Below are 23,078 nucleotides of genomic sequence, written 5' to 3'. Positions count from 1 at the left end.
GAAGGCTGACACTTATCGAAATGTGGCCGCGACGCGGGCCGCGCGGCGCTACCACGCATACCGCACGACGCCCTTGCCGGCGTAGCTGCGGCTGACATCGGAGAACTCGCCATCGAAGGTGGCCGCCACCGACCAGCCGCCGGCGAGGGACATTTCGGCCGAAGCCGAGGTCAGCGCGGCGTTGCGGGCGGCGCTGGCGCCGTTGACGATGAAGGTCGAGCCGGGCAGCGACTGGAACACGGCGCTGACATTGCGGTCGGTTGTGTAGTCGTGCGCCCAGGCGGCGCGGCCGCGCAGCGTGAGCAGCCCTTCCGCCAGGGCCCACGACTTGTCGCCGCGCAGACCTAGTTCGGTGCGGGTCGCGGTGACGGTCTTGCCGGCATAGGTGAGAGCGAACCCGCCGGCACCGCTCGCCGAGGTCTCCGTATAGCCAGGCAGATCGAAAGCCGTGACCTGAACGGCCGCGTAAGGCGTCAGGCCGACGCCACCGAGCTCCGGCAGTAGCCAGCGATTGCCGGCTTCGATGCGGCCGGAAAACGCATTGGCATTGAAGTTCGCGCGCAGTCGCTCGGTGCCGACCGCGGTGATCAGGCGATCGGTGCTGATGTCCTGCCAGCCGTAAGCCGCGGTCGCGGTGATATAGGACGACGCGACGCTGTGACGAACGAAGGCGCCGGCCTGGAACAGGTCGGACTGGCCGCTGCCGCCACCCGCAACCGAGAAGCCGGTGCCGCCACCGGCCAGCGCGAAGCCGGCCACGGTGGACGGTGAGAACCAGTAGTCGGCGCCGACGGCAGCCGCCGCGATGTTGCCGGTGGTGCGGTTGGAGCCGAGGGCGGTGTTGCCATCGGTGGTGCGCGACCCGCCGAAGCCGGCAGCCCAGACGTTCCAGCGCGCCTCATAGGCGCGCGGCGGCGCCTTGGTGAACATCGCAAAGACGTCACGTTCGGTGCGGGTGCGCTTGCGGCCGTTCGGCGCATAAGCGAGCGCGTCGTCTTCGGCGAATGCGAGAGGCGTCGGCGCAGGACCACCGCGACCGGCGGTGAAGGGATCGGACAGCACGCCCATGAACTGGGTCATGGCATCGAAGGTGGTCTGCTGCGAACCGGTTGAGGTCTCGCCCGAGATCTGCGTCAGCGCATTGAGCAGATTGTTGCCGCCCAGCAGGAACAACCCATTGAACGACGCCGGCATGGCCGCCCCGCCCTCCAGCGCATTGTCGATGCCGGCAGCCACGTTCCTGTGATTGACCGAGGCATTGCCCGGCAGGATCGGCGACAACAGGCCGGGATCGAGGGTCAGCAGCACGTTGTTGCCGGCATAGCTCAGCCGCGCATTGCGGCCGAAATTGTTCGTGAGGGAGACGGTGTCGAATGTGCCGGTCAGGGTGCCCGCATTGATGATCGTATAGGTCGTGGTCGATGTGAGGCGCGCCAGCGGATCGACACTGACCTTGCCGGCGATCGCGGCAGTCCCGGTGATGATCGTCCTGTCCGATGCGGCACCTTCGACCTGCACCAGATAGGTCGAGGCCGCCGTCATGGTCAGGCTGGCGATGGTCAGCGTGCCGATGGAATTGCCGGGCGCCAGCGTGCCGCCATTGATGGCAGTGACGCCGACAATGCCAGAGCCGCCGAGGATGCCGCCGGGATTGACGGTGAGCAGGCTGGCGGAAGCGAGATTGCCGTTCACCGCGAGCGTGCCGCCATTAACATTGACGGGGTAGGCATAGGTCGAGGCGCCGGTCAGCGTCCACAGCGAGCTGTCGACCTTGTTGAAAGTGATGAAGCCAGAATATTTATGTGTGGGGTCAAAGCCGAGTTGCGAGATATCAAAATTCGCCGCGCCAATGCCGCCGAGTTGCAACGTGTCGCCGAAGCCGACGACATAGCCGGAGATGGCGGAGCCCGGCGTCAGCGTGAGTGTATTGCCGCCGGCGCCGAACCAGATCGCGGCTGTACCGCCGCTAATGCTTCCGGAGTTGACGATCGATGCGCCACCGCTTCCAAAAATTCCGTACACTGACCCGCTGATGCTGGCTCCAACATTGTTGAACAGTTGCAACGCGCCGCCCGCGAAAACGCCGTAGCTCGCCGCTGCTGCACCTGAAATCCTTCCGGAATTGATGATGGACACATCGAGATTGGCATGAACGCCGAAGGTCTCGCCAATGATGCTGCCGCCGGCGAGATTGGCGATTGTGTCGCCGCCGTTCATCACCCGTATCGCACCGGTGGTGCCGCTGATGGTGCCAGCGTTGACGATCGACGCAGGGAATCCGAAAAACCCTTGAATACCAAACGTCGAGCCGGCGATGCTTGCTCCCGCATTGTTCACGATTTGCGAGTTGCCGCTCACCGTTATGGTCCCAATCGTCCCGAAATTATCGACGGACATGTCCCCGGCACCGACGCCTGCTATGTGTCCGCCAGCGTGATTGACAAGACTGCCATACCCGACAACGTTGCCCATGCTTCCGCCGGCGCGATTGACCACACTGCTCGTCCCGACGGTGTTGATGTCGGCCACCGTTCCGGAATTGTCGATATCGGCGCCCCCAGGCCGAATATGTTGCCAATCGACCCCGTCCCGGTATTGACCACCTTCAGATTCGGGCCACCGAGGATGTCGATGTGTCCGGAATTATTCACGTCAACACCGTTGGCTCCAATGATGCTGCCGCTGATGGTTGCTCCGGCCCGGTTGATCAGCGCCACACGATCGAAGGCGGAAACGGTCGTACCTGCGCTCGTGATGCTCCCGGCATTGTCGAGGGTGACGTTGCCACCGCGTGCGAATATGGCGCTTGGCCCACCGGAAATGACACCGCCAGCGCGGTTGATCACCGTGATGTCGATGAGGGCATCGATGGCGGCCCCACTTGTTGCGGTGATGCTTCCTGCATTATCGACCGTGATGGCGCCGGCTGTCGAAACGACGCCATTGGTCCCACCGGAAATGCTAGCGCCCGCTTGATTGGTCAGCGTCACGTTCGAGGACGAACTGATGCCGCTAAGCCCGCCTAGAATCGAAGCGCCAACACCGTTGCGGATCGTGGCATCTCCGACCCAGATGCCGCGGCCGGCGCCCCCGTTCCTTGCACTGTCGCGCCATTGAGGACGTCGATCGTGATGCCCGTTTGAATGCCGGTGCCATAGCCCGAAGAAGGATTCTGATCGATGGTCGTCAAATCGCAAGTCACCGTGGTGCCCGGCGCAGGCGTCGGTGCGGTGGCTGCCGGCGTACATGCGGCCTGCGCCAGTGTTGCCATCGAGACCGACACCCCGAACGCCAAAGCCGCGCCTGCAGCGCTGCGCATCCACTCTTGTCCACGACCAAACTGCATGTTCGTCCCCGTCACTTCCACGCCGTGGCGCATCTCAGGATGGGAGTTCAACACCGGACCGGGGCACCTTCACAACCAAAAATCAGTGTTGCGCGGCAAAAGACAATTCGTAAGTAACTGAAAGAGCACGCTTTCTAACAATTGCTGAACAATTCATAACATTGCCGCAACATTCCACACGCGATGCGTGTGGCAGAGAAAAAGCGTGAGAATGCCGATACGCGGTTCCGCACATGTCGTGCGAGACGCTGGCCTCGATTCGACGTCGTCGACATTGCCCTGCGCTGAAACACGCGACAGAGATGCGCCTCCCATGACCGAATTCGTCAGTCAGAGCATCGTCGCCGCCCTATGCGGCCCATGGCCTTAGTCGGCACCATCGTGCTGGGTGTGCTCAGGGGCCGTGCCCTCCCTTGCTTGCGAGCAGTGAAGGCCGGCCGGCAAAATCGGGCGGCCTTCGTGTCGACCTGGAACCAAGGTGCGCAAGACAACGGACCGCATCCTGACGGTGGCAGGATAAGGTATAAGCGGACAAGCGCAGAATCGCCCGGTTCGAAACCGAGGCCCGGTTTCGGTGCCGGTCCAAAAGCGCGACTGGAGTTTGGTATGAGCAAGGCGCAAGGCCTCTCGTTCGGAGAGCTGATCCTGGACGAGACCTGCCTATTCGCGCGACGAGGCAGCAAAACTATCCAGTTCACCCGCAACGAGCGGGCACTGTTGCTTGCCTTTTCGCGCAACCCGCATCAGTTGATGTCGCGCAGCCGGCTGATCGAGGAGATCGCGTCGCCGGAAAACGAGTCTTCCGACCGCAACATCGATTTCCTGGTCAACCGTCTGCGCGCCAAACTCGGCGACAGCGCCAAGTCGCCCCGCTACATCGCCACGCAATATGGCGAGGGTTATGTCTGGATCGCCGAACCATCGGCGGTGCCGATCATGGCGTCACCGCTGTCGGGACCGATCGATGCCTATCTCGCAGTAGTTCCGGCCTTTGTCGAGCAACGCGACCGCATCGACACGCGGGCGTTATCGCTGCTCGATCACTTGCGCGACGGAATCGCCGCCGGCATGTCACCCGCGCAGAAAACCGTCATCGTCGACGACTGGCGCCACAGTGTCTCAAGCGGGCTGCGCTATGTCTTGCAGGTGAGCTTTCAGACCACCGACGATCGCCCCGATTGCACGGCGACACTGCGCGAGATGCCGTCGAAACGCATCGTCAGGGCGTTCCGCCTCGATCTCGCCGACAGCGCATCCTTTGCGTCGGAAGCGACGCGGGTTTCGCAGGGCACGATCAAGGAGCTGCGAAACGCGCTGGCCCATGCCTCGGCGGGGCTCGGCACACCGTCCGACCAGCCGCTCGACATCCGCCTGCGCAAGGCGTCGACTTTGCTGTCGTCGTCCAATCCAGCCTGGCTCAAGAAGGGCCAGGAGCTGAGCGCCATGCGTGCGCAAAATCCCGCCAATCCCGACATCGCGCTGCAATGGTGCCTGCATCTGTTCGCGCGCCTGGTTCTCGCCAGTCCCTTCACGGGTGTCAGCAGCGAGGAACGCGACGAGCTTGAGAGCGAGATCGAGGCCACCGTGCTGGATTGCTTGCCGGCCATCGAGAACAATCCGCTGCTGATGCTGGCGGCCGCCAAGCTGCTGTATTTCATTCATCGCGGTCATCTCGACCTGGCCGAAGATATCGCCGAACGCGCCTTCGCACGCACGGCCGACTTCGCCGCCGCGCTGCCCGTGATGGGTCAGTTGCGGCAGGCGCGGGGCAACTTCAAGGAAGCCGTCATCCTGTTCGACCGCGGCATCGAGATGGCCGATCCGGCGTCCGATTTCATGCTGCATATGCGCGTGCTGAAATGTATCACGCTACTGGCGTCGGGCGACCGCGCAGCGCTCGATGCCGCCAACACCTTCGCCTACGACATCCCCTACAGCCCGCCCGCACTCGTCGTGATGATGGGCATGACCATGACGGCCGCCGATCAGCCGTTGTCCGAGGACGTGACGAAGGCGCTGACCGCGGCTGGTCCTGTCGGCGTCCGCAATGCGCTCGAATACGTCTATTTCACCTCGGCGCGTCATCTCATGGCACGAACAGCACGCGCGAATGTGATGCGCGGGCTGGTCGCCCATGCACTGCGCCTGCACGGCGCATCGGCGATCCCGCCCATCGTCCCGGCCGGCACCGGCCTGATCGCCGATGCGTGACCGCGGTTCCGATTGGCGGACCTCCGACTGATGACAACAAGGTAGGACCATATCTCAAGCGGCAAAATGCTGCGTCGCACTAGCGGTTACTCGGTCTGCCGCCATGAGCGCATGACATCTGCCCGCACAGGTTGCTACATGCATCGAAACCATATCCGAAAACGGCTGGGATTCAGATGGCTAGAACAATGCGATATTATCGGATCCGCCTAGATGGCGGGCGAAGTCACAAATGCTACTTCGACTGGCTTTCTGCTACCCAACAGATCGGAAAGCGTTGCGGTTGCGTCCCTCAGGAGGCGCGATTCTTCTCGTCCGCGATGCGGACCTTGGGCCAATCTTCGCCGAAGGTCCCGAAAGAGAGCGATCGCTCTTTCGTCAGCTCGTCGACGGGGAGAATTAGACTTTCATGGGCGCTACGCCCCATGATAAAGCCGGATAAAGCACCGGATTTTGAAATGACAGGGGCCCCGACGCTTTGCTTGTCCGCGAACGATCGACCACGGGACGTCACAAGTCCGCAATACGGAAGTGAAAGATGGTCGTTGCCGTCCCTGATTTTCACGTCGAATATTTCGCCAGCCACGCGGCCCAGCTTATTGTTCTTCGGTCGATAAGCTATATTGCGGCGAACGCCCGTCGGACTTGGAGAGAGATCTTCGGCATTGACGCGCCGAACCCTGAAGTTGGGCCGGTCCCACAGGTTCGTGCGAAAGTCCCGGACCGTCACGAGCTTTTCCGAGGCCTGCACCGGATCATTAAAGAGCGGAGACGCTTCGAGCTGGACTGCACGGAAGCCGACGTCTGGTGACTTCTCGCCGAGGACATCGGTGACGCGAACGAAGTGGCCGAGACCCGGAGAATTTGCTCAAACTGAGTGCCAAGTTTGGGCCGCAGTGGCGATCGAACCGAGTCTCCAAGCGCAATCTCTCCAAAACGGGAATTTTGAAACTGTCCACCGGAGACTTTCGGGAATTCGCGGTACCCACGGTCAATTTCGCCGCGAGAGACTTTTCCGAATACGCAAAAGCCCGCCATTGGCGACCTTTCTGCGGTTTGACCGGGAGAATCTCTAACCCTCGGACTGGCTGGCTGGGGCGAGAGGATTCGAACTTCGATATGGGGAATTGGCCTTAGGGGCACTCCCTCGTCCGACAGGGATTCGAACCGTCAGCAAGACCTTAGCTGCAGGCACCTAAAATGGCTGCCTTTCAAAACCGTCGCAAATCGCAGTACTAGTTCGAACGTTCGCCAGCGTCCAATATCCATGTTCGATCAGTAAACGTGACATACATGCGCTCTTGGCCAAGCGCAGCGCCCAGCTCAACAGCGAGCTCGTTTAACATCGCCTCAATTGCATCGTCGGATAAGTGCCCCAGATAGGCGTGCACAGCCTCTCCGGTAAAAAGCGCAATAGGTTCGCGATCAGAGCCCACCGACCCGTCGAGACGTGGCCAAGCGTAAGCGACTTCTGCACGGGTGAACATACCGGAAAGCGCGGGCTGGCCTGCCTCTACGCGACGTCTCATCCAGGCATGAGCAGTGCGGACAGCTTCGGAAACGTCGAAGACGCGGCCTTCGGCGTCCCACCCCTCTCGTAATCCGACACTGATCCGAAAGTCACGGCGGGGGCCCATCGAGCCTGCGACGACCGAATAGTCTTGAGCTTTTGGCCCGGTCCGAGTTGTCATTTGATCCGTTTCATTGGTGGCCCGTGATTGCTCAAACTGCCAACTGAGCGTGGCGTGCTCCCTTGCCCGACAGGGATTCGAACCGTTAGCAAGATCGCAGCTGCAAACACCTTAGATGGCTGCCTTTGAAAACCGTACCAAACCGCCGCAGTACTAAGCTTTGGGAAAAAAGCCGTCTCCAGCCTGAAATCTCAGAAATCGGCCGTTCTCTCGTACGGTACCACTACGAGGGAGTTTGTATTTATTGGGCTTTTTGGCGACTTTGGCCACGGGCGGCATTGAAAGCGGAGCGGCCGTGGCGGAGGGAGAGGATCTGGGGTCGAACCTTCTCCGATTAAATGCGCATGTCGGGCGGTACAACAGCGTCGATCAAGGACCATCGCAGCGCCTTTCGCCGAGACATAACAGGCAGGTGGTTGCATAGGCTGCTGTTAAATGCTTCCTGACGCCGCGCTATTTACCGAGGCAGACTGTTCCAGATCGTTCAGGATGACGCTCGGGCGCGCCGCCCTAGTCAACGATCTACAATGTCTCCTTCCATTTGCGCTTCACGCGATCCCGGCTAAGATGATCCCATTGCAAGGTGAGGACCATGGACCATTTCGTCCATTGCATGAGATCGCTGGCTCATATTGCCGCGCTGGTGATGGCGGCACTTTTGACGACAGCCGGTGCTGCGCGTGCCGAAAAGCGCATTGCGCTGATCGTCGGCAACGCCGCCTATCAGAGCATCACCCGCCTCGACAATCCCAAAAACGATGCAAAGCTGATGGGCGAGACGCTAACCGCGCTCGGCTTCACGCTGGTCGGTGACGGTGCGCAACTTGATCTCGACAAGGCTGCGCTGGACGCCGCCGTGCAAAATTTCGGCCGCCAGGTCCAGGGCGCCGACGTCGCGCTGTTTTATTATGCCGGCCACGGCGTGCAGGTCTCCGGCGCTAATTATCTGGTTCCGGTCAACGCCAACCCGTCGCGCGAGGCAGATGTCGACTTTCAGATGGTCGACGTCAATCTGGTGCTGCGGCAGATGCAGGGCTCTGGCACCCGTCTCAATATGGTCATCCTCGATGCCTGCCGTAACAATCCGTTCGGTTCCCGCGGCCTGCGCGCGGCCGAAGGCGGCCTTGCCCAGATGCGCGCGCCGGAGGGCACACTTATCTCCTACGCTACCCAGCCCGGCAGCGTTGCCCAGGACGGTACCGATGGCAACAGCCCCTACACCAAGGCGCTGGCGGCAACGGTGCGCCGGTCCGGGCTCGATATTTTTCAGACCTTCAACCAGGTCGGCCTTGCGGTGAAGCGCGCCACCGGCGGCTCGCAGCAGCCATGGGTGTCGTCCTCACCAATTGACGGCACCTTCTATTTCGTCGCACCGGCGCCCGCCGTGCCGCTGATCATTCCGGAATCAGTGCAGGAAGCGCGGCTGCCCGACGCGGCCCGTATCGATTTCGATCGCCTGCCGGTCACCGACCCCATCAAGCTGACCGAGATCAGTGATCGACTTTACGAGCTGAATTTCGATCCTGCGCCACTCAACAGCAAGAATGGTATCGCAGTGGCGATCCGTGATTTCCAGCTCAAAGGCAACCTACCGCCCACCGGCGAGGCGACCGAAGGCCTGCTGCAACGACTGCGCTCGACCAGGGACGAAAAGCCATGGGGCTCGATCGTGTTTGACGTCAAGGACAAGAAGTGGGGCATGTCGTGGGACCAGCCGTCGCGCAAGTCGGCAGTCGCCAAGGCGCGCGCCAAATGCGGCACGGCCGCCTGCCCGCTCGAACTGTCGTTTTTTGGCACCAGTTGTGGCGCCTTCGCGGCAATGGGCGGCAACTGGTCGCTGGTGCAGCGCCCGACGCTGGCGCAAGCGCGCGATGCCGCTATCGATCAATGCAGCAAGACTGGCAAATCCTGTCCGGTCGTCGGCGCAATCTGCGCCAACACCGTCAATGGTCCCGACGCGAAGTTGTAACTGAGCCATTTTGGAGAGTATTTTGACATGTGCCTTCGATCCGGACTGATGATCTGCGCGGCACTGCTTCTGTCTGGCGCGGCCTTTGCCCAGGGTGCCACCGGCGGCAGCCTTGGCAATGACAACAAGACGTTATCTGGTTCATCCCCGGAACCGCGATCGGCGGCCCCTGCCCGCCGCGAACGCTCCGAACGCCGCGCGCGTCGCAGTCAGGCCGCGCCACGTGATCGTGGCGACAGCGTTGGCAGCGGTGGAAAATTCGACGGCGTGTGGTCGATATCGAGCGCAGGCACCTCCGGCTGTTCAGATACGCTCACAGAAGAATTCGTCGTCACTAACGGAAGGATGATGGGCAGAAACGGCAGCGGCAGCGCTGCGGTGAGCGCCAACGGCGCAGTGAGCGGAAGCGGAAACTACAGCGGCATTCGCGTTACCAGCCAGGGCCGCCTCTCCGGCCGTGCCGGATCGGGAAGTTTTCAGCGGTCAGATGGATGCGCAGGGCGCTGGGTCGCAACCAGGCAGTAACCGCCCAACGCGTACCCCGCAGGCTGTGGCGGCCTGTCATGCCGGAATAGGCAGCCGATCCGACCATGCTGCTTTGATCAGCCTGCCCGCATCTTGACCAATCACGTGGTCATTGGCGCTTTTGCATCTTAAGGCAGTATGCTTGCAGTCGCCGTCGTTCCGCACAAATCGCTGGGAGCTTTCAATGGCAGGTGTTGGACGGCGACAATTTTCTGATGAGCGGCGCTAGGCCATCACGGGATGCCGGCCTGACACTTAGCTTCCTTGTGATGGCCCCAGGCGGGCCCCTGCCGGCCAGAAAGGCTTCGTTCCGGTGCACCCCGGGTCGGCCCCGAAAGCCGAGCGGAAGGCCGCCTTGGCTGCCAATGTAGGGTTCGAGCCCCTATTCCGGTGTCAAACGCCGAAGGGCCTCTGCAAGCTCTCGGATGCGCCGCTCCATGTCGGATATCTTATGTCCGACCATCAGCTCCCGTCGATCCATAATCACGATCATCGTGTCCAGAACCTCGTCGCAATGTCGGGCTAAGATCAACAGATGCTCGCCACTCGGGCCATAGGTCCCTGCAAACCAATTTTTCACCGTTCGTTCGTTGGCCCCGGTCCAACCGGCAACGGTTTTCACGTGAATGCCATGCTCGGCGGTAGCCTTTGTCAGCGCCGCTGCTATTTCCTGCGCAAAAGTCGTACCGCGCGGCGGCACGCTAACATCAGATGGCCCCGGAAAGAACTTGCCCTTTTTTGGAAACGACATTCCAGAGCCTGCTTGCTTATCATCGTACTAGCGAAAGGAAGGTGCCGTCGGGGGAGGCACAGCAAATAGCAGTACAGGTGCCCTTTGATCAGGCGAACCAACCGCTCTGTTGTCAGCACAAGCCCGACGGACAGGCTGTCGCCGGCCGCCGCCTACGTCAGGATGTCAACTGACCACCAAAAGTACTCGACGGAAAATCAACTCGAGACGATCTCGTCGATATGCTGAGCAACGTGGTTTCGAAATCATTCACATCTACGAAGATTCCGGCCGAAGCGGACTTCGCATTGATGGCAGAGAAGGCCTGCAACACCTGATGCGGGATGTGCAGTCAAAACAGGCAACATTTGAAGCGATACTTGTCTACGACGTAAGCAGATGGGGGCGGTTCCAGGATGCCGACGAAGGCGCTTACCACGAACATCTCTGTTCCCGTGCGGGCATCCGGGTCCACTATTGCGGAGAGCAATTCGATAACGACGGAAGTATCGGGTCCATTCTGCTGAAGAACGTGAAGCGCGTGATGGCTGGCGAGTACAGCCGCGAGCTCTCCGTTAAAGTCTTTGCGGGCCAATGCCGACTGGTCGAACACGGCTTTCGCCAGGGCGGCCCGGCTGGGTTTGGATTGAGACGGCTACTGATCGACGAGAGCCGCACGCCGAAAGGAGAACTCGCGGCCGGAGATCGCAAGAGTTTGCAGACAGACCGGGTGGTGCTGACGCTCGGCCCATCTGAGGAAGTCGAGCAGGTCAATCGGATTTATTCTCTGTTCGTCGACGATGCTTTGCCCGAGCGCGAAATCGCCAATCTTCTCAACCAAGAGGGGATCTCAACTGACCGCGGCAGGCCTTGGACGAGGGCCTCGATCCACGAAGTCCTGACCAACGAAAAATACATTGGCAACAACGTCTTCAACCGAGTTTCCTTCAAGCTTAAACAGCGGCGCGTGGTGAACCACCCCGACACCTGGGTCCGCGCCGAGGGGGCCTTTCCATCGGTCGTCGATGTCGCGCTGTTTGAGCGTGCCCGCTCCATCATCGATCAGCGCAGCCACTATTTTTCCGACGAAGAACTACTGGCATTGCTTCGGTCGGTGTTAACTGAAGAAGGTTCCTTGTCGGGGCTGGTCATCGACGAGCGCGACAACATGCCATCGTCGAGCACCTACCGGTACCGCTTTGGCAGCCTGACGCGCGCTTATGAGCTGATTGGTTACGAACCGGATCGCGATTACAGCTATATCGAGATCAACCGCTCGATCCGACAGTCCTATCCCAAGCTTTTGGCTGACATCACCGTTGGATTGAGAGCGGCCGGTGCCGGGGTCATATTCGACGAGGTAACGGATCTCCTGACCATCAATGACGAGTTCACTGCCTCGCTGATCATCGCACGGTCCTTCCAGACCCAACGTGGCGCCTTGCGCTGGCGCCTGCGGTTCGACACCGGTCTCGTTCCTGACGTGACCGTCGCGGTGCGCATGAATCCCGCCAATGAGGCCCCACACGATTACTATTTATTTCCAAGCATCGATCTCAACACCCAGCAGCTGCGCCTGCAGGAGGACAATGCGCTGGCACTAGATGCTTATCGCTTCGAATCCCTCGATTTCTTCTACTTTCTGGCATCCCGCACCAACTTCCTGGAGGACGTCGCATGACCACATCCGCGCCTATCCCAACCGGCAAGCATGTCCAGAATATTCCGATCGACCAAATACGGATGCTCAATCCACGCGCCCGTAATCGCCGCAACTTTCAGGAAATTGTCCGCAGTATTGCCAATGTCGGGTTGAAACGCCCGATCACGGTCAGTCCGCGCAGGTCTGAAACAGACCATGCAAGCTATGATCTGGTGTGTGGGCAGGGACGCCTTGAAGCCTTCATTCAACTCGGTCAATCCGAAATACCCGCAATCGTCACCGAAGCCGACGAAAGCGACTGCCTGGTCATGAGCCTGGTCGAAAATTGCGCCAGGAAGCAGCACCGCGCCGTCGACCTTCTGGAAGACATCAGCACGTTGCGCGGGCGTGGCTACACCGACCGTGAGATTGCCGCCAAGATCGGGGTTACGGCAGAATATGTCCATTCGATTGCCAAGCTGTTGGAGAATGGCGAGGAGCGGCTGGTGGCGGCCGTCGAAAACGGCACTTTGCCGCTCAACATGGCGATCGAGATCGCCAAATCCAGCGACGAGGAAGTGCAGCATGCGTTGACCCAGGCCTATGCCGAGAAGAAGCTGCGCGGCCGCAAGCTGGTCGCGGTGCGGCGGCTGATCGAGCAGCGGCAACGGCGCGGCAAGCACATTCACGACAGCCACTTTGGCCGCCGCGATAAATCGAAGCGCCCGCTGACCAGTGAATCGATCGTTCGGGTCTATCGGCAGGAGGCGGATCGCCAGAAACTGCTGGTCAAGAAGGCTGAGGTCACCCAGCAGCGCTTGCTGTTTGTCGTCGAGGCGATCCGCTCGCTGCGCGGCGACGGCAATTTCACCACCTTGCTGCGGGCGCAAAAGCTCGACTCCATGCCGGCGTTCTTGCAGGAACGGCTGTTGGCGGGGCCTGCTGCATGATCACCTATGCTGAACCCGGACCCATTGATGCCGTCGCGCAAGGGTTTGACGCGGACTGCCGGACGATCCCACTTGCCGCCCTGTTGCCGGTCCGGGCGATCGGAAAGACCGTCAAGGTCAGCCACAAGTACAAGCAGATCGCAGCGTCGATCCGCGAGATCGGACTGGTCGAACCGCCAGTTGTCACCCCGGACACCCGCAATCCGAACAGCTATCTCCTGCTCGACGGCCATCTCCGCGTCGAGATACTTCGCGATCTCGGCATTGCTGAGGTAGAATGCTTGATCTCGCGGGACGACGAAGCCTTCACCTACAATAAGCGGATCAACCGGCTGTCGCCGATCCAGGAGCAGCGCATGATCGCCAAAGCGATCGAACGCAAGGTGCCCAAGGACAAGATCGCCCGCGCGCTGGACATCAACGTCCGCAGCATTGCCCGAAAAATGCGGATGCTCGACGGCATCTGTGGCGAGGTCACCGGATTGCTGAAGGACAAATTTTGTCCGATGGCCGTCTTCGACATTCTTCGCAAGATGCGCCCTTTCCGACAGATCGAGGCCGCAGAGCTGATGATCAATGCCAACAATTACGCGGTCAGTTACGCCTCGGTGATTTTGACGGCTACACCACAATCAGAACTTGTCGACGCGCAGACGCCAAAACGGCTGAAAGGCATGACGGCCGAGGCGATCGAGCGCATGGAGCGGGAATTGGCACGTCTTCAGGAGTCGATCAGCTCGATCCAGGACAGCTATGGCCAGGACCATTTGCATCTGACGGTTGCCAAGGGATATCTCGGCAAACTGATCGGCAACGAGCGCATCGCGCGCTATCTGGCGCAGCACCAGCCGGAGGTGCTGGGCGAATTTCGCAAGATCGCAGACCTCACGTCAACGCTGCCAAGCGAGGCGGCGTAGCGATTCGCGGATGAGATGTTATGGAATTTCGCTGCCCGTTTCTTGGCGATATAGCCGCCGATGTGGCGCAATCTATAACGCTTCCCTATTCGATCTCAGAATTCTCCTATCGAAACACCCTTACCAGTCCGATGCTCAAGACGCTCAAGCGTTGCGGCTCCTACGTCAGGTCTGCTAGAAACGACGTTCCATTTTCCCACCGGACTGGGAGCGATCCACTACCGCGTCCGCCCCGCAAAAGGGAGGTCGCGGTGCTTAGCGCCAGCGTGAACGTTCAGCATCATCAATCAAGAGCTATCGCGTAACACAATTTCGAAATAGCCTCGAGAGACGCTTTGCGCCAGAAGCAGTCGATTATGTCACATAAGATAACACGACCGGATTGACTGTCACCGACTAAATACATCCCGCGGATTCTAGTAGGCTCGGCACCTGACAAGGTTGCTCCATGTCGTTTGGAATAGCCCAGATGGAGCGTTTGATGAACATATGCGCCGGCTTCTCGGGCTAACGATCAGGCTTCCTTAACGCGGCGCGGGACTCTCGCGGACGGCAGGACATCAGAGCGTTTTTGCAGAGCCCAGAATAGCCGTGAACTGGTGTGAGAAGGTGCAGCCGTTGCCATGGGCAATAGCGATCTCCGCGCCGGCAACCTGCCGCGCACCGGCGCTGCCGCGCAATTGCTCGGCTGCCTCGATGATCGTGAACAGCCCGTACATGCCGGGATGGGCGAATGACAATCCGCCGCCATTAGTGTTGACCGGCAATTCGCCGCCCGGCGCGAGGCGGCCGCCGGAGACGAAGGCGCCGCCTTCGCCCTTCCTGCAAAAACCCATGTCCTCCAGAAACATGATCGTGTTGATGGTGAAGGCGTCATAGAGCTGCACGACATCGACATCCGCAAGGGAAACACCGGCCATCTGCAGCGCGCGCGGCGCGCTGTCCGCAGTAGGCGTGGTGCAGAAATCGGGAATCTGCGAGACCTCGCGGCTCCAGGTCGCGCCAGCGCCGCCGAGGAAAAATACCGGCGGCTGCGTGAGGTCGCACGCCCGTTCGGCGCTGGTAACGATGACGGCCGCGCCGCCATCGGTCATCAGGCAGCAGTCCAGCCGCGAGAGGGGATCAGCGACCAGCGGCGACGCCAGCACGTCGTCGATGGTCAGCGGCGTCCGCATCGTTGCGTCGGGATGCAGCATCGCCCATTGCCGTGCCGCCACGGCGACTTCGGCCATCTGCTCGCGCGTGGTGCCGAATTCGTGCATGTGCCGCGCGGCGCACATGGCATAGCCCGGCAGCGGCGATGTCATGCCGTAGACCGTCTCGAATTTCGGCAGTTCGTTGAGGCCGAAATTGCCGGCCTGCTTCAGGTTCGAGCCATAGGCGATCAGCACCGTGGTACAGAGCCCGGCCTCGATGGCCATGGCGGCCTGCAACAGTTGTGAAAGGAACGACGAGCCGCCGGTGGAATCGGAATCCGCCCATAGCGGCCGGATGCCGAGATATTCCGAAATCGAGAGTGTCGGAAACATGTGATACAACGTTCCCCCGCAGACGCCGTCGATGTCCTGCAGTTTCAATCCGGCATCGGCCAGCGCCTTGGCGGTGGCGCCGGCGATGAGGTCCATCGGCGACATGCTGGGCGAGCGGCTCAAACCAAAATGGCCGACACCGACGATGGCGCTCTTGCCGCGCAGGGATGATGCGGTCATTGGCCTGCTCCCTCGGTGAGGACGCGGAATACGATAATCGGCTGCTCGCTGTTGGCATGGATGCCAAAGTCGACTTTTTCAATGGCGGCTTGCACGCGCATGCCGATACGCACGGCATCGGGCGGGCAATCGATGATCCGGCTGAGCATGCGAAAGCCTTCGTCCATATCGACGACGCAGACGTTGTGATCGCCGCCGTGCTTGGCAGGCCGACGGATGGTCGTGGTTGAATAGATGGTGCCCACACCGCTAACCTCGACGAATTGAAGATCGTCAGCGCCAGTGTGAGGCGCAATCAGGCGGGGGTAAAAGACATAAGCGCCAGATGAGCGCGACCGCTGGATCATCAAACGGCCTTCGCGCAGATGCGCCCAGAACTGGCCTTCCGGGCCGAGAGGCGTCGCTGCCTTGTCCATCATGCGTTCCATTCGGCGTCCTGCAGCAGGCGCCAGCTGATCTTATTGCTTGCGGAGCGTGGCAGGCTGTCCACCAGCACCACCGAGCGTGGCGCCTTGTAGTTGGCCATGGTATCGCGGGCCCAGGCGACGATATCGTCAGGCGATGTGGCAGCTTTTGCCACATCATGCAAAACAACCAGCGCCTTCACTGCCTCACCGCGGTAGCTGTCAGGCGTGGAGATGATGCAGCATTCCCGGATCGCCGGATGGCCGTACATCATGGTTTCGACTTCTGCGGGCCAGACCTTGAAGCCGGAGACATTGATCATCCGCTTAAGCCGGTCGACGGCGAAGAAGTAGCCGTCGCGGTCACGGTAGCCGAGATCGCCGGTGCGGAGAAAGCGCTTCCCTTCGAGTTCGACGAACGATGACGCGTTGGCGTCAGTGCTGTTCCAGTAATTCTGCAAGACCTGCGGGCCGTTGACGACGATCTCGCCGGTCTCATCACGGTCAAGCTCGGCCAGCGTCTCCGGATCGATCACTCGTGCGTCCGTCTCGTGGATCGCGATGCCTAGGCACTGCCGCTTCGGCGCCGACATCGGGTTGATGTGGGTCGGCGACATGGTCTCAGTCATGCCGTAGCCCTCGACGAATTCGAGATCGAAGCGGGTTTTCAGCCGCTCGGCCACCGCCACCGGCATCGCCGCGCCGCCGCCGGTGATGACCTTGAGTCTTGCAAAGCTGGCGTCGCGGAAGTGCGGGCTTGCCAGCACATCGACGATCATCGTCGGCGCCGCGTTCCAGAACGTCACGCCATAGGCCTCGAACAGGTCGGGGATTAGATCGCGATTCCAGCGCGCCATGATCACGAGAGTCGCCCCGGCAATGATCGCCGCGTTCATGGATCCCTGCATGCCCGCCACATGAAAAAACGGCTGGAAGCCGGTCATCACATCGTCAGGCCCCATGCCGTACCAGCGCGCCTGCACCACCGCGGTGAACAGCACGCTGCGATGAATGTGCACGCAGGCTTTGGGCTTGCCGGTGGTGCCGGAAGTGTAAGGCAGGATGCAAAGATCGTCGGGCGTGGCGGTCATGGCGCCCGGATGGGCGCCGGCCGCGAGCGCAACGCTCCAGAAATGCCAGCCCGGCGCAGTTGGACATTGCGCCTCCTGCGTCACGCAGGCCGGCAACGCATAGGCGGTATCGGCCGGCACATAGTCGCGATAGTGCCCGACAATGAAGTTGTCGATCTCGCCGAGCAAAGGTGCGAACACGTCGATCATCTCGCTGCCGATGATGGCTGCCCTGGCACCGCTATCGCCAGCGATGTACCTGACCTCGGCGGTCTTGTTCATGGGATTGACCGGGACCACCACAGCGTCGGCACGCATGACCGCATAATAGGCGATGACATATTGGGGCGAATTTTGCAGTGCGACCAGCACGCGGTCGCCCTTCGCGACACCGCAGACGTTCTGCAGATAACCGGCCATAGCATTGACCTGCGCGAGCAGTGCGCCGTAGCTCAGGGTCGCGCCGTAGAAGGTTATGGCGGGATGGTCGGGCCGGTCCCACGCGGCGCGGGCCAGAGCATCATAAAGCCCCCTTCCGGCAGCGCGAGTTCGCGGGGTTCACCGGCGAGCCAGAACGGCGACAGATCGGTCATGCGAACCTCCCGGCCATGCACGCCGTCCCTACAGGCTGAAATGCCAGACTTTCGCAATGACCTGCCAGCGGCCGTCGATCCTGACGAAGGTGATTTCGTTGACGAAGCGCTTCGGGACATAAATGTCCTTGAGCCGGGCATGGGCGGTTGTCGGCGACGACACCGCGATGCTCAAAATGCCTTCATCGCGGGGATCGTTGCGCGACGCCGGCGACGGCCGGCCCGCAACCATGCCCATGTAGGTCTCGAGGTCGAGATTCACCAGCACGCCATCGGTGGCCGAGGTCAATCGCACCAGCGGGTGCAGCACCTGCCGGAATTTGGCGACATCGCCGTGATACAGCGCCTCGAAATAATCGGCGATGACGGCGCGGAGTTCGGTTTCGTCGGACATGGCGTTCTTTCAGTGATGGATCAGCGGGACGCGGCGGAGCGCGAGAATTCTTCGTCGGCAAGCTGCAGGCCGTGATCGAGGGCATCCAGCAAGGCCGCGGACTCGGCTTCCGAAATGATCAGCGGCGGTGCGATGAACAACGAGGTCTGTTCGCCGCTGGTGCCGATCACCGCACCGGCGTCCATCGCGCGTGCTGCGACACGCGAGGCGATGGGATTTTCCGTGGTGTCGGCGGTCCAGTTGCGCCAGTCGGGGCCGTGCAGTTCGACGGTCCAGTGCAGGCCCTGCCCTGCGACTCGTTTCACGCTGGCATGCTTTCGCGCGATGTCGAGCAGACGCTTGGCATAGAACGCCTCGAGATTTTTCACGTGGGCCAGGATGCCCTCCTCCGTCACCGTGGCGAGATAGGCACTGACCGCGGCCATACTGATCGGATGGCCGCGCAACGTTCCATAGTTCTGCCAGCTTTTGCCCTTCAGCTGCTCGACGATCTTCTTGGATACCACGATCGCAGCAACGGCAGCCGCACCGCCGCCGAGCGACTTGCCCATGGTGACGATATCCGGCCGGCTTTGTGCGCCCTGAAACGCGAACCAGCGGCCGGCGCGGCCAGCGCCGGTGACAACTTCGTCGGCGATCCAGTATGAGCCTGCCTCGGCGGCATGGCGCGCCACCTCGTCCTGATACTCGCCGTCATAATAGTTGCCGCCCTGGGTGTAGTCGATGATGGTTGCGGCAGTGTGCTGCAAGGTCGCGGCAGCCTCGGAAAGCTGTTCCTTGACGGGCCGGTTGTCCGATGGCGCGCCATAGATGGCGCCATCGGGCGCGGGTAAGATCCGGACCTCAGCCATCGACGGCGGCAGTTGCGAACCGCCAGCATGCACGGCCAGTCCGCCATGCCAGTGCGGCTGCACCGTCATGCTCCGCGACAGGCCGACCAGGCCGTGATAGGCTCGCTCACGCGTCGCCAGGGCAGATTTCTGCGTCAGCGCCTGGCACAGCGACAGCGCCATGTCGTTGGCCTCGCTTCCGCTGATGCAGAAGCGGACACCGCCGACCCAATCTTCTTCCCCGGCGAAGGCCGTGCGGATCAGATCCTCCGCGGCGTCCTCGCGGCCGATCCAGGTCCAGCCTTCGTTGACCATCGGCGTATCAGCCGCCTTGCGGATCGCCTCGACCATTCGGGGGTGGCGATGGCCAAGCCCGCCGCCGGTGTTGCTGCCGTCTATCAGCTTCCGGCCGTCCTGCAGATGAAAGTACACGCCTGCGCCGCCGATCACGGTCAAAGGCGCGCTGTCGCCGGCATTCAGGCCTGTCCGAAGAAGTCTACTCATCGAATCTCTTTCTTCACGCCGCCGTGCCAAAGCCGCCGCCGCCACACATCTCGATGGTGACGAGATCGTCCTGCTGCAGGACAAGGTTGGATTTGCCGTCGATCGCGACTGCCTCGCCGCCGCGCGTCAACGACACCCGGCAGGCCGCGCCGGGCTCGCCGCCGTGCAGGCCGAACAGGGGAATTACCATGCGCTCGACGCTGCTGGTCAGATGCATGCTGGGAGCGAGGATGCGGTAGTCGCGCACGACGCCATCGCCGCCGGCAAACTGCCCGCTGCCGCCGGAGCCCCAGCGGATCGCCTGCCGCTCGACACGAATGTTGTAGTTGGCTTCGATTACCTCGGCCGGCGTGTTGGAAGTGTTGGTGAGGTGGACGCGGGTAGCCGCACATCCGGCGCGGTTGTAGCGCGCCCCTCGCCCCCGGCGTGGACCTCGTAGAGCATCTTCCAAGAGCCGTCGGCCCGCGGTTCGGCGAACGACAACATGCCGGACGTGGTGGCACCGCCCGACGACAGCCGCTCCGGGATCACATCCTTCATGGCCAGAAAGATCGCGTCGACGATGCGCAGCGAGGTCTCGTGGTTGCCCGCGGCCACCGGCGCGGTAAGGCCCGGCTCGAAGATCGAACCCGGCCGGGTAATAATGGTGAGCGGACGCAATGCGCCGCCGTTCTGCTGCATGTCGCGACCGCTCATGATGCGCGCAGAATATGCCACGGCGGAGCGGGCGATGAACGATGTGGTGTTGCAAAAATTCGACACCCGGTCGCAACTGCCCGACAGGTCGAACGTCGCCTCGTCGCCCTTGATGATGATCTTGACATGGATGCGGGCCGGCGCGTTCGCGGGGCCGCCGTCATCCATAAAATCCTCGCCTTCGTAGACGCCGTCCGGCAGGGCCAGAATCGCTTCGCGCATCTCGGCTTCGGACAGATCGTGCAGACGCGACAAGGTCGCCACAAAGTTCGCCTTGCCGTGCTGCCTGCACAATTCGACGATGCGCTTTTCACCGGTGAGGGTGCAGGCGATCTGACCGAGCAAGTCTCCTTCGCAGGCTTCGGGGTCGCGCACGTTGACCTTGAGGAACTGGACGATGGCATCGCTGACGCCGGCCGCGGTGGCGATCCGGATCGGTGGAATCCGCAAGGCTTCCTGGAAGGTGTCGATGGCCTTGGCAAAGTAGCTGCCGGGCCAGAAGCCGCCGATGTCAGGCCAGTGCGCCAAGCTCACCGCGAAAGCGACAATCTCGCCCTCGAAGAACACCGGCCGTACCACCTTGACGTCGTTGAGATGATTGCCGCCGAGCGCGCCGAGATTGTAGATCAGCACGTCGCCGGCTTTGATGGCGGCGGCGGGCACCATCTTCAGCATTTCGCGCACCGTATAGGCCATGGCGCCAAGATGGACCGGAATGTCGCGGCCCTGCCCGACCAGTTCGCCTTCCGCATCCGTGATGGCCGACGACAGGTCGCCGGCCTCGCGCAGCAGCGGCGACCGCGCCGAGCGCGTCATCACCAGGCTCATCTCTTCCGCTGCGGCAGACAGGCCATGGCGGATCACTTCGACGGCAAACGGGTCGAGCTTCATGAGGCCACCCTCGTCAGGAACAGGTTTCCAGAGGCACCGGGCACCGCCTGCCATCCCGGCGGCACCACCACCGTGGACCAGGCGTCCTCGATGATGGCGGGCCCGGTGACCTCAGCCGACACGGCGCCGCGATCGATGACGTCGGTCATCATGTTGTGGGCGTTATCGAACGAACAACTTCGCGGCACGAATTCGGTGCGCCGGGCGTCGATGCCCGGCCGTTTGACCTCGGTGGTCGACGGCTGCCGCGTCTGCACGCGGATCGATTCGATCACGCAAGGCTCAGACGTCGCGTAGCCGAACAGTTCGCGATGCTTCTTGAGGAATTCCTGCTGCAGAAAAGCGGGATCGAGCGGCAGTGTCAGCCGCACCGGAATGGCGTCGTTCTGCGCGGCGTAGCGCATCAGGGCCACCAGTTCGACCTTGATGGAGGACCGCGGGATGGCGTTTGCCACCAGCGGCTCCAGCGCCAGTTCGACCGTGGCATCGATCCGCGCCGACACTTTTGCCAGATCGATACCGTCAATGGCCACGCGAAGGGTCTGTTGTTGCAGAAAGCTGAAATCCGCCGTCAGGCACCCCAACGCCGAGAAGGCACTCGACGCCGCCGGCACCACCACCTCGGTGATCCCGTAAAGCTCCGCGAGCCCTGCCGCATGCATCGGGCCTCCGCCGCCGAACGCCAGCAAGGTACAATCGCGGCCGTCGATGCCGCGCTCCACAGTGACGCGGCGCAGCGCGCGCGCCATGGTGGCGTTAGCCACCTTGATGATGCCCAATGCGGTTTCATTCAGACTCATGCCAAGCCGGTCCGCAATCGGCTGCACCGCGCGCGCTGCGGCTTCGAGATCGATGCCGATGCGGTCACCGAGTTTTGTCACGGGATTGAGATAGCCGAGCAGCGCGTTGGCGTCTGTGATGGTCGGCTGCGTGCCGCCACGGCCGTAGCTGGCCGGGCCCGGCTCGGAGCCGGCGCTTTCCGGGCCGACGCTGAGGCCACCGGAGCCGAGGCGCACGATCGAGCCGCCGCCGGCCCCGATCGAATGCACCGCCAGCATCGGCTGCCGCAGCGGCCGGTCGCCGAGCATCTTGCCATCGGTCATTTCGGCCTGGCCATCGACGATCAGGCAGACGTCGGTGGTGGTGCCGCCCATGTCGAACGTCAGCACCCGCGACTTGTCGAGCTGCCGGGCGATGCTGACCGAGGCCGACACGCCGGCCGCAGGGCCGGACATCGCCATGACAAGCGGACGGCGCTTGACCGCCGCGATCGGAATCATCGCGCCGGCGGAATGAAACACCTGCAGGCCGGCGCCGAGCGGCAATCGCTCCTCCAGTTCGCTGAGATATTCCACCGCGATCGGCATCGCCGCGGCGTTGAACACGGTGGACGAGGTGCGCTCGAATTCGCGCGCCTCGGGATTGACCTCGTGGGACAGCGAGACATGGGGGACGACGCCCTTAAGCCGCTCGCCAAGCATCTTTTCGTGCAGCGGATTGGCATAGGCGTGCAGCAGCGCCACGGCGACGCTCTGGACGCCGGTCGCTTTCAGCCAGACGATAAGCCGTTCGATCTCCGCCTCATCCAGAGCAGCAATGACCGTGCCGTCATGGTCGAGCCGCTCGTTGAGCCCGAAGCAGAAATCTCGCGGCACCAGTGACCTGGCCTTCGGCGCAATATCGAGACGATACAGATCGCGACGGCGGTAGCGGCCGATCTCGAGCACATCCTCGAAACCCCTTGTCGCCACCAGCGCCACCTGCGGCAGCCGCTCCTCGACAATGGCGTTGGTGATCCGCGTGGTGCCGTGGATGAAGCGGCAGACCTCGGACTTCTGCAAACCGACGGCTTCGATAGCCTCGAGCATCGCCTGCACCGGCGCGTGCGGACGCGACGGCACTTTTGCGATACGGGTTTCACCGATATCGCGCCGGATAGCGATGATATCGGTGAAGGTACCACCAATATCGGTGCCGATTTCCCAGATCTGGTCCAAGGCCGTCAC

General features: G+C 61.9%; 17 protein-coding genes and 1 pseudogene. 7 read left to right on the top strand and 11 right to left on the bottom strand.

Features of this window, described 5'->3' with window-relative positions; translation table 11 throughout:
• Positions 1-48: 48 nt before the first annotated feature.
• On the bottom strand, positions 49-2,358 hold the full coding sequence (locus tag ONR75_RS03490; protein ID WP_265081399.1) for an autotransporter outer membrane beta-barrel domain-containing protein: 2,310 nt from the start codon (positions 2,356-2,358) through the stop codon (positions 49-51).
• A gap of 59 nt (positions 2,359-2,417) precedes the next feature.
• Positions 2,418-2,990, bottom strand: coding sequence for a hypothetical protein (locus tag ONR75_RS03485; RefSeq protein WP_265081398.1), 573 nt, complete (start codon positions 2,988-2,990; stop codon positions 2,418-2,420).
• A 189-nt stretch (positions 2,991-3,179) separates the two neighbouring features.
• On the opposite strand from ONR75_RS03485, the gene ONR75_RS03480 reads away from it, so the two are divergent.
• Together ONR75_RS03480 and ONR75_RS03475 are read left to right on the top strand one after the other, a co-directional pair.
• Entirely contained in the window at positions 3,180-3,467 is a 288-nt protein-coding gene (locus ONR75_RS03480; RefSeq protein WP_265081397.1) for a hypothetical protein, read from the top strand.
• 485 nt (positions 3,468-3,952) lie between these two features.
• Positions 3,953-5,557 (top strand): helix-turn-helix domain-containing protein, encoded by a 1,605-nt coding sequence (locus ONR75_RS03475; protein WP_265081396.1) that lies wholly within the window; start codon positions 3,953-3,955, stop codon positions 5,555-5,557.
• Positions 5,558-5,849: 292 nt separating this feature from the next.
• On the opposite strand, the gene ONR75_RS03470 is transcribed toward ONR75_RS03475, so the two are convergent.
• Positions 5,850-6,287: a hypothetical protein gene (locus ONR75_RS03470; protein WP_265081395.1), complete on the bottom strand. Its 438-nt coding sequence runs from the start codon at positions 6,285-6,287 to the stop codon at positions 5,850-5,852.
• Between the two features lie 1,553 nt (positions 6,288-7,840).
• On the opposite strand from ONR75_RS03470, the gene ONR75_RS03465 reads away from it, so the two are divergent.
• Complete coding sequence (locus tag ONR75_RS03465; protein ID WP_413776432.1) at positions 7,841-9,217, top strand: caspase family protein; 1,377 nt, start codon at positions 7,841-7,843, stop codon at positions 9,215-9,217.
• A gap of 48 nt (positions 9,218-9,265) precedes the next feature.
• Positions 9,266-9,742 carry a hypothetical protein gene (locus tag ONR75_RS03460; protein ID WP_265081394.1) on the top strand — a complete coding sequence of 159 codons (477 nt, stop codon included), beginning with the start codon at positions 9,266-9,268 and terminating at the stop codon, positions 9,740-9,742.
• A 382-nt stretch (positions 9,743-10,124) separates the two neighbouring features.
• On the opposite strand, the gene ONR75_RS03455 is transcribed toward ONR75_RS03460, so the two are convergent.
• A complete protein-coding gene (locus ONR75_RS03455) occupies positions 10,125-10,493 on the bottom strand; it encodes a hypothetical protein (RefSeq protein WP_265081393.1) in 369 nt (122 codons plus the stop codon).
• Positions 10,494-10,602: 109 nt separating this feature from the next.
• Here ONR75_RS03455 and ONR75_RS03450 point away from each other — a divergent pair, with 109 nt between their 5' ends.
• The 3 genes from ONR75_RS03450 to ONR75_RS03440 are packed head-to-tail and all read left to right on the top strand — an operon-like array spanning position 10,603 to position 13,981.
• Positions 10,603-12,153, top strand: a complete 1,551-nt coding sequence (locus tag ONR75_RS03450; protein ID WP_320109687.1) for a recombinase family protein — start codon at positions 10,603-10,605, stop codon at positions 12,151-12,153.
• Complete coding sequence (locus ONR75_RS03445) at positions 12,150-13,064, top strand: plasmid partitioning protein RepB C-terminal domain-containing protein (RefSeq protein ID WP_265081392.1); 915 nt, start codon at positions 12,150-12,152, stop codon at positions 13,062-13,064. The genes ONR75_RS03450 and ONR75_RS03445 overlap by 4 nt, the downstream gene beginning before the upstream one ends.
• Positions 13,061-13,981, top strand: coding sequence for a plasmid partitioning protein RepB C-terminal domain-containing protein (locus tag ONR75_RS03440; RefSeq protein WP_265081391.1), 921 nt, complete (start codon positions 13,061-13,063; stop codon positions 13,979-13,981). The genes ONR75_RS03445 and ONR75_RS03440 overlap by 4 nt, the downstream gene beginning before the upstream one ends.
• Positions 13,982-14,541: 560 nt before the next feature.
• On the opposite strand, the gene ONR75_RS03435 is transcribed toward ONR75_RS03440, so the two are convergent.
• The 7 genes and pseudogenes from ONR75_RS03435 to ONR75_RS03405 all read right to left on the bottom strand — a co-directional run bounded on the left by ONR75_RS03435 (position 14,542) and on the right by ONR75_RS03405 (position 23,078).
• Entirely contained in the window at positions 14,542-15,690 is a 1,149-nt protein-coding gene (locus ONR75_RS03435; RefSeq protein WP_265081390.1) for an acetyl-CoA acetyltransferase, read from the bottom strand.
• A complete protein-coding gene (locus ONR75_RS03430) occupies positions 15,687-16,118 on the bottom strand; it encodes a Zn-ribbon domain-containing OB-fold protein (RefSeq protein ID WP_265081389.1) in 432 nt (143 codons plus the stop codon). Before ONR75_RS03430 ends, ONR75_RS03435 begins: the two co-directional genes overlap by 4 nt.
• The gene (locus tag ONR75_RS03425) at positions 16,106-17,641 is read right to left on the bottom strand and encodes a long-chain-fatty-acid--CoA ligase (RefSeq protein ID WP_265083520.1); all 1,536 of its coding nucleotides are present in this window, start codon (positions 17,639-17,641) and stop codon (positions 16,106-16,108) included. Before ONR75_RS03425 ends, ONR75_RS03430 begins: the two co-directional genes overlap by 13 nt.
• 144 nt (positions 17,642-17,785) lie before the next feature.
• Complete coding sequence (locus ONR75_RS03420; RefSeq protein ID WP_265081388.1) at positions 17,786-18,151, bottom strand: nuclear transport factor 2 family protein; 366 nt, start codon at positions 18,149-18,151, stop codon at positions 17,786-17,788.
• A 20-nt stretch (positions 18,152-18,171) separates the two neighbouring features.
• Positions 18,172-19,485, bottom strand: a complete 1,314-nt coding sequence (locus ONR75_RS03415; RefSeq protein WP_265081387.1) for an aminotransferase class III-fold pyridoxal phosphate-dependent enzyme — start codon at positions 19,483-19,485, stop codon at positions 18,172-18,174.
• 13 nt (positions 19,486-19,498) lie between these two features.
• Positions 19,499-21,072: pseudogene (locus tag ONR75_RS03410) on the bottom strand (hydantoinase B/oxoprolinase family protein).
• Positions 21,069-23,078 carry a hydantoinase/oxoprolinase family protein gene (locus ONR75_RS03405; RefSeq protein ID WP_265081386.1) on the bottom strand — a complete coding sequence of 670 codons (2,010 nt, stop codon included), beginning with the start codon at positions 23,076-23,078 and terminating at the stop codon, positions 21,069-21,071. The pseudogene ONR75_RS03410 and the gene ONR75_RS03405 overlap by 4 nt, the downstream one beginning before the upstream one ends.

Source organism: Rhodopseudomonas sp. P2A-2r, assembly GCF_026015985.1.
Taxonomy (GTDB): Bacteria; Pseudomonadota; Alphaproteobacteria; order Rhizobiales; family Xanthobacteraceae; genus Tardiphaga.
The sequence above is the reverse complement of the archived record's forward strand: the minus strand, read 5'-3'. Positions and strand labels throughout refer to the sequence as shown.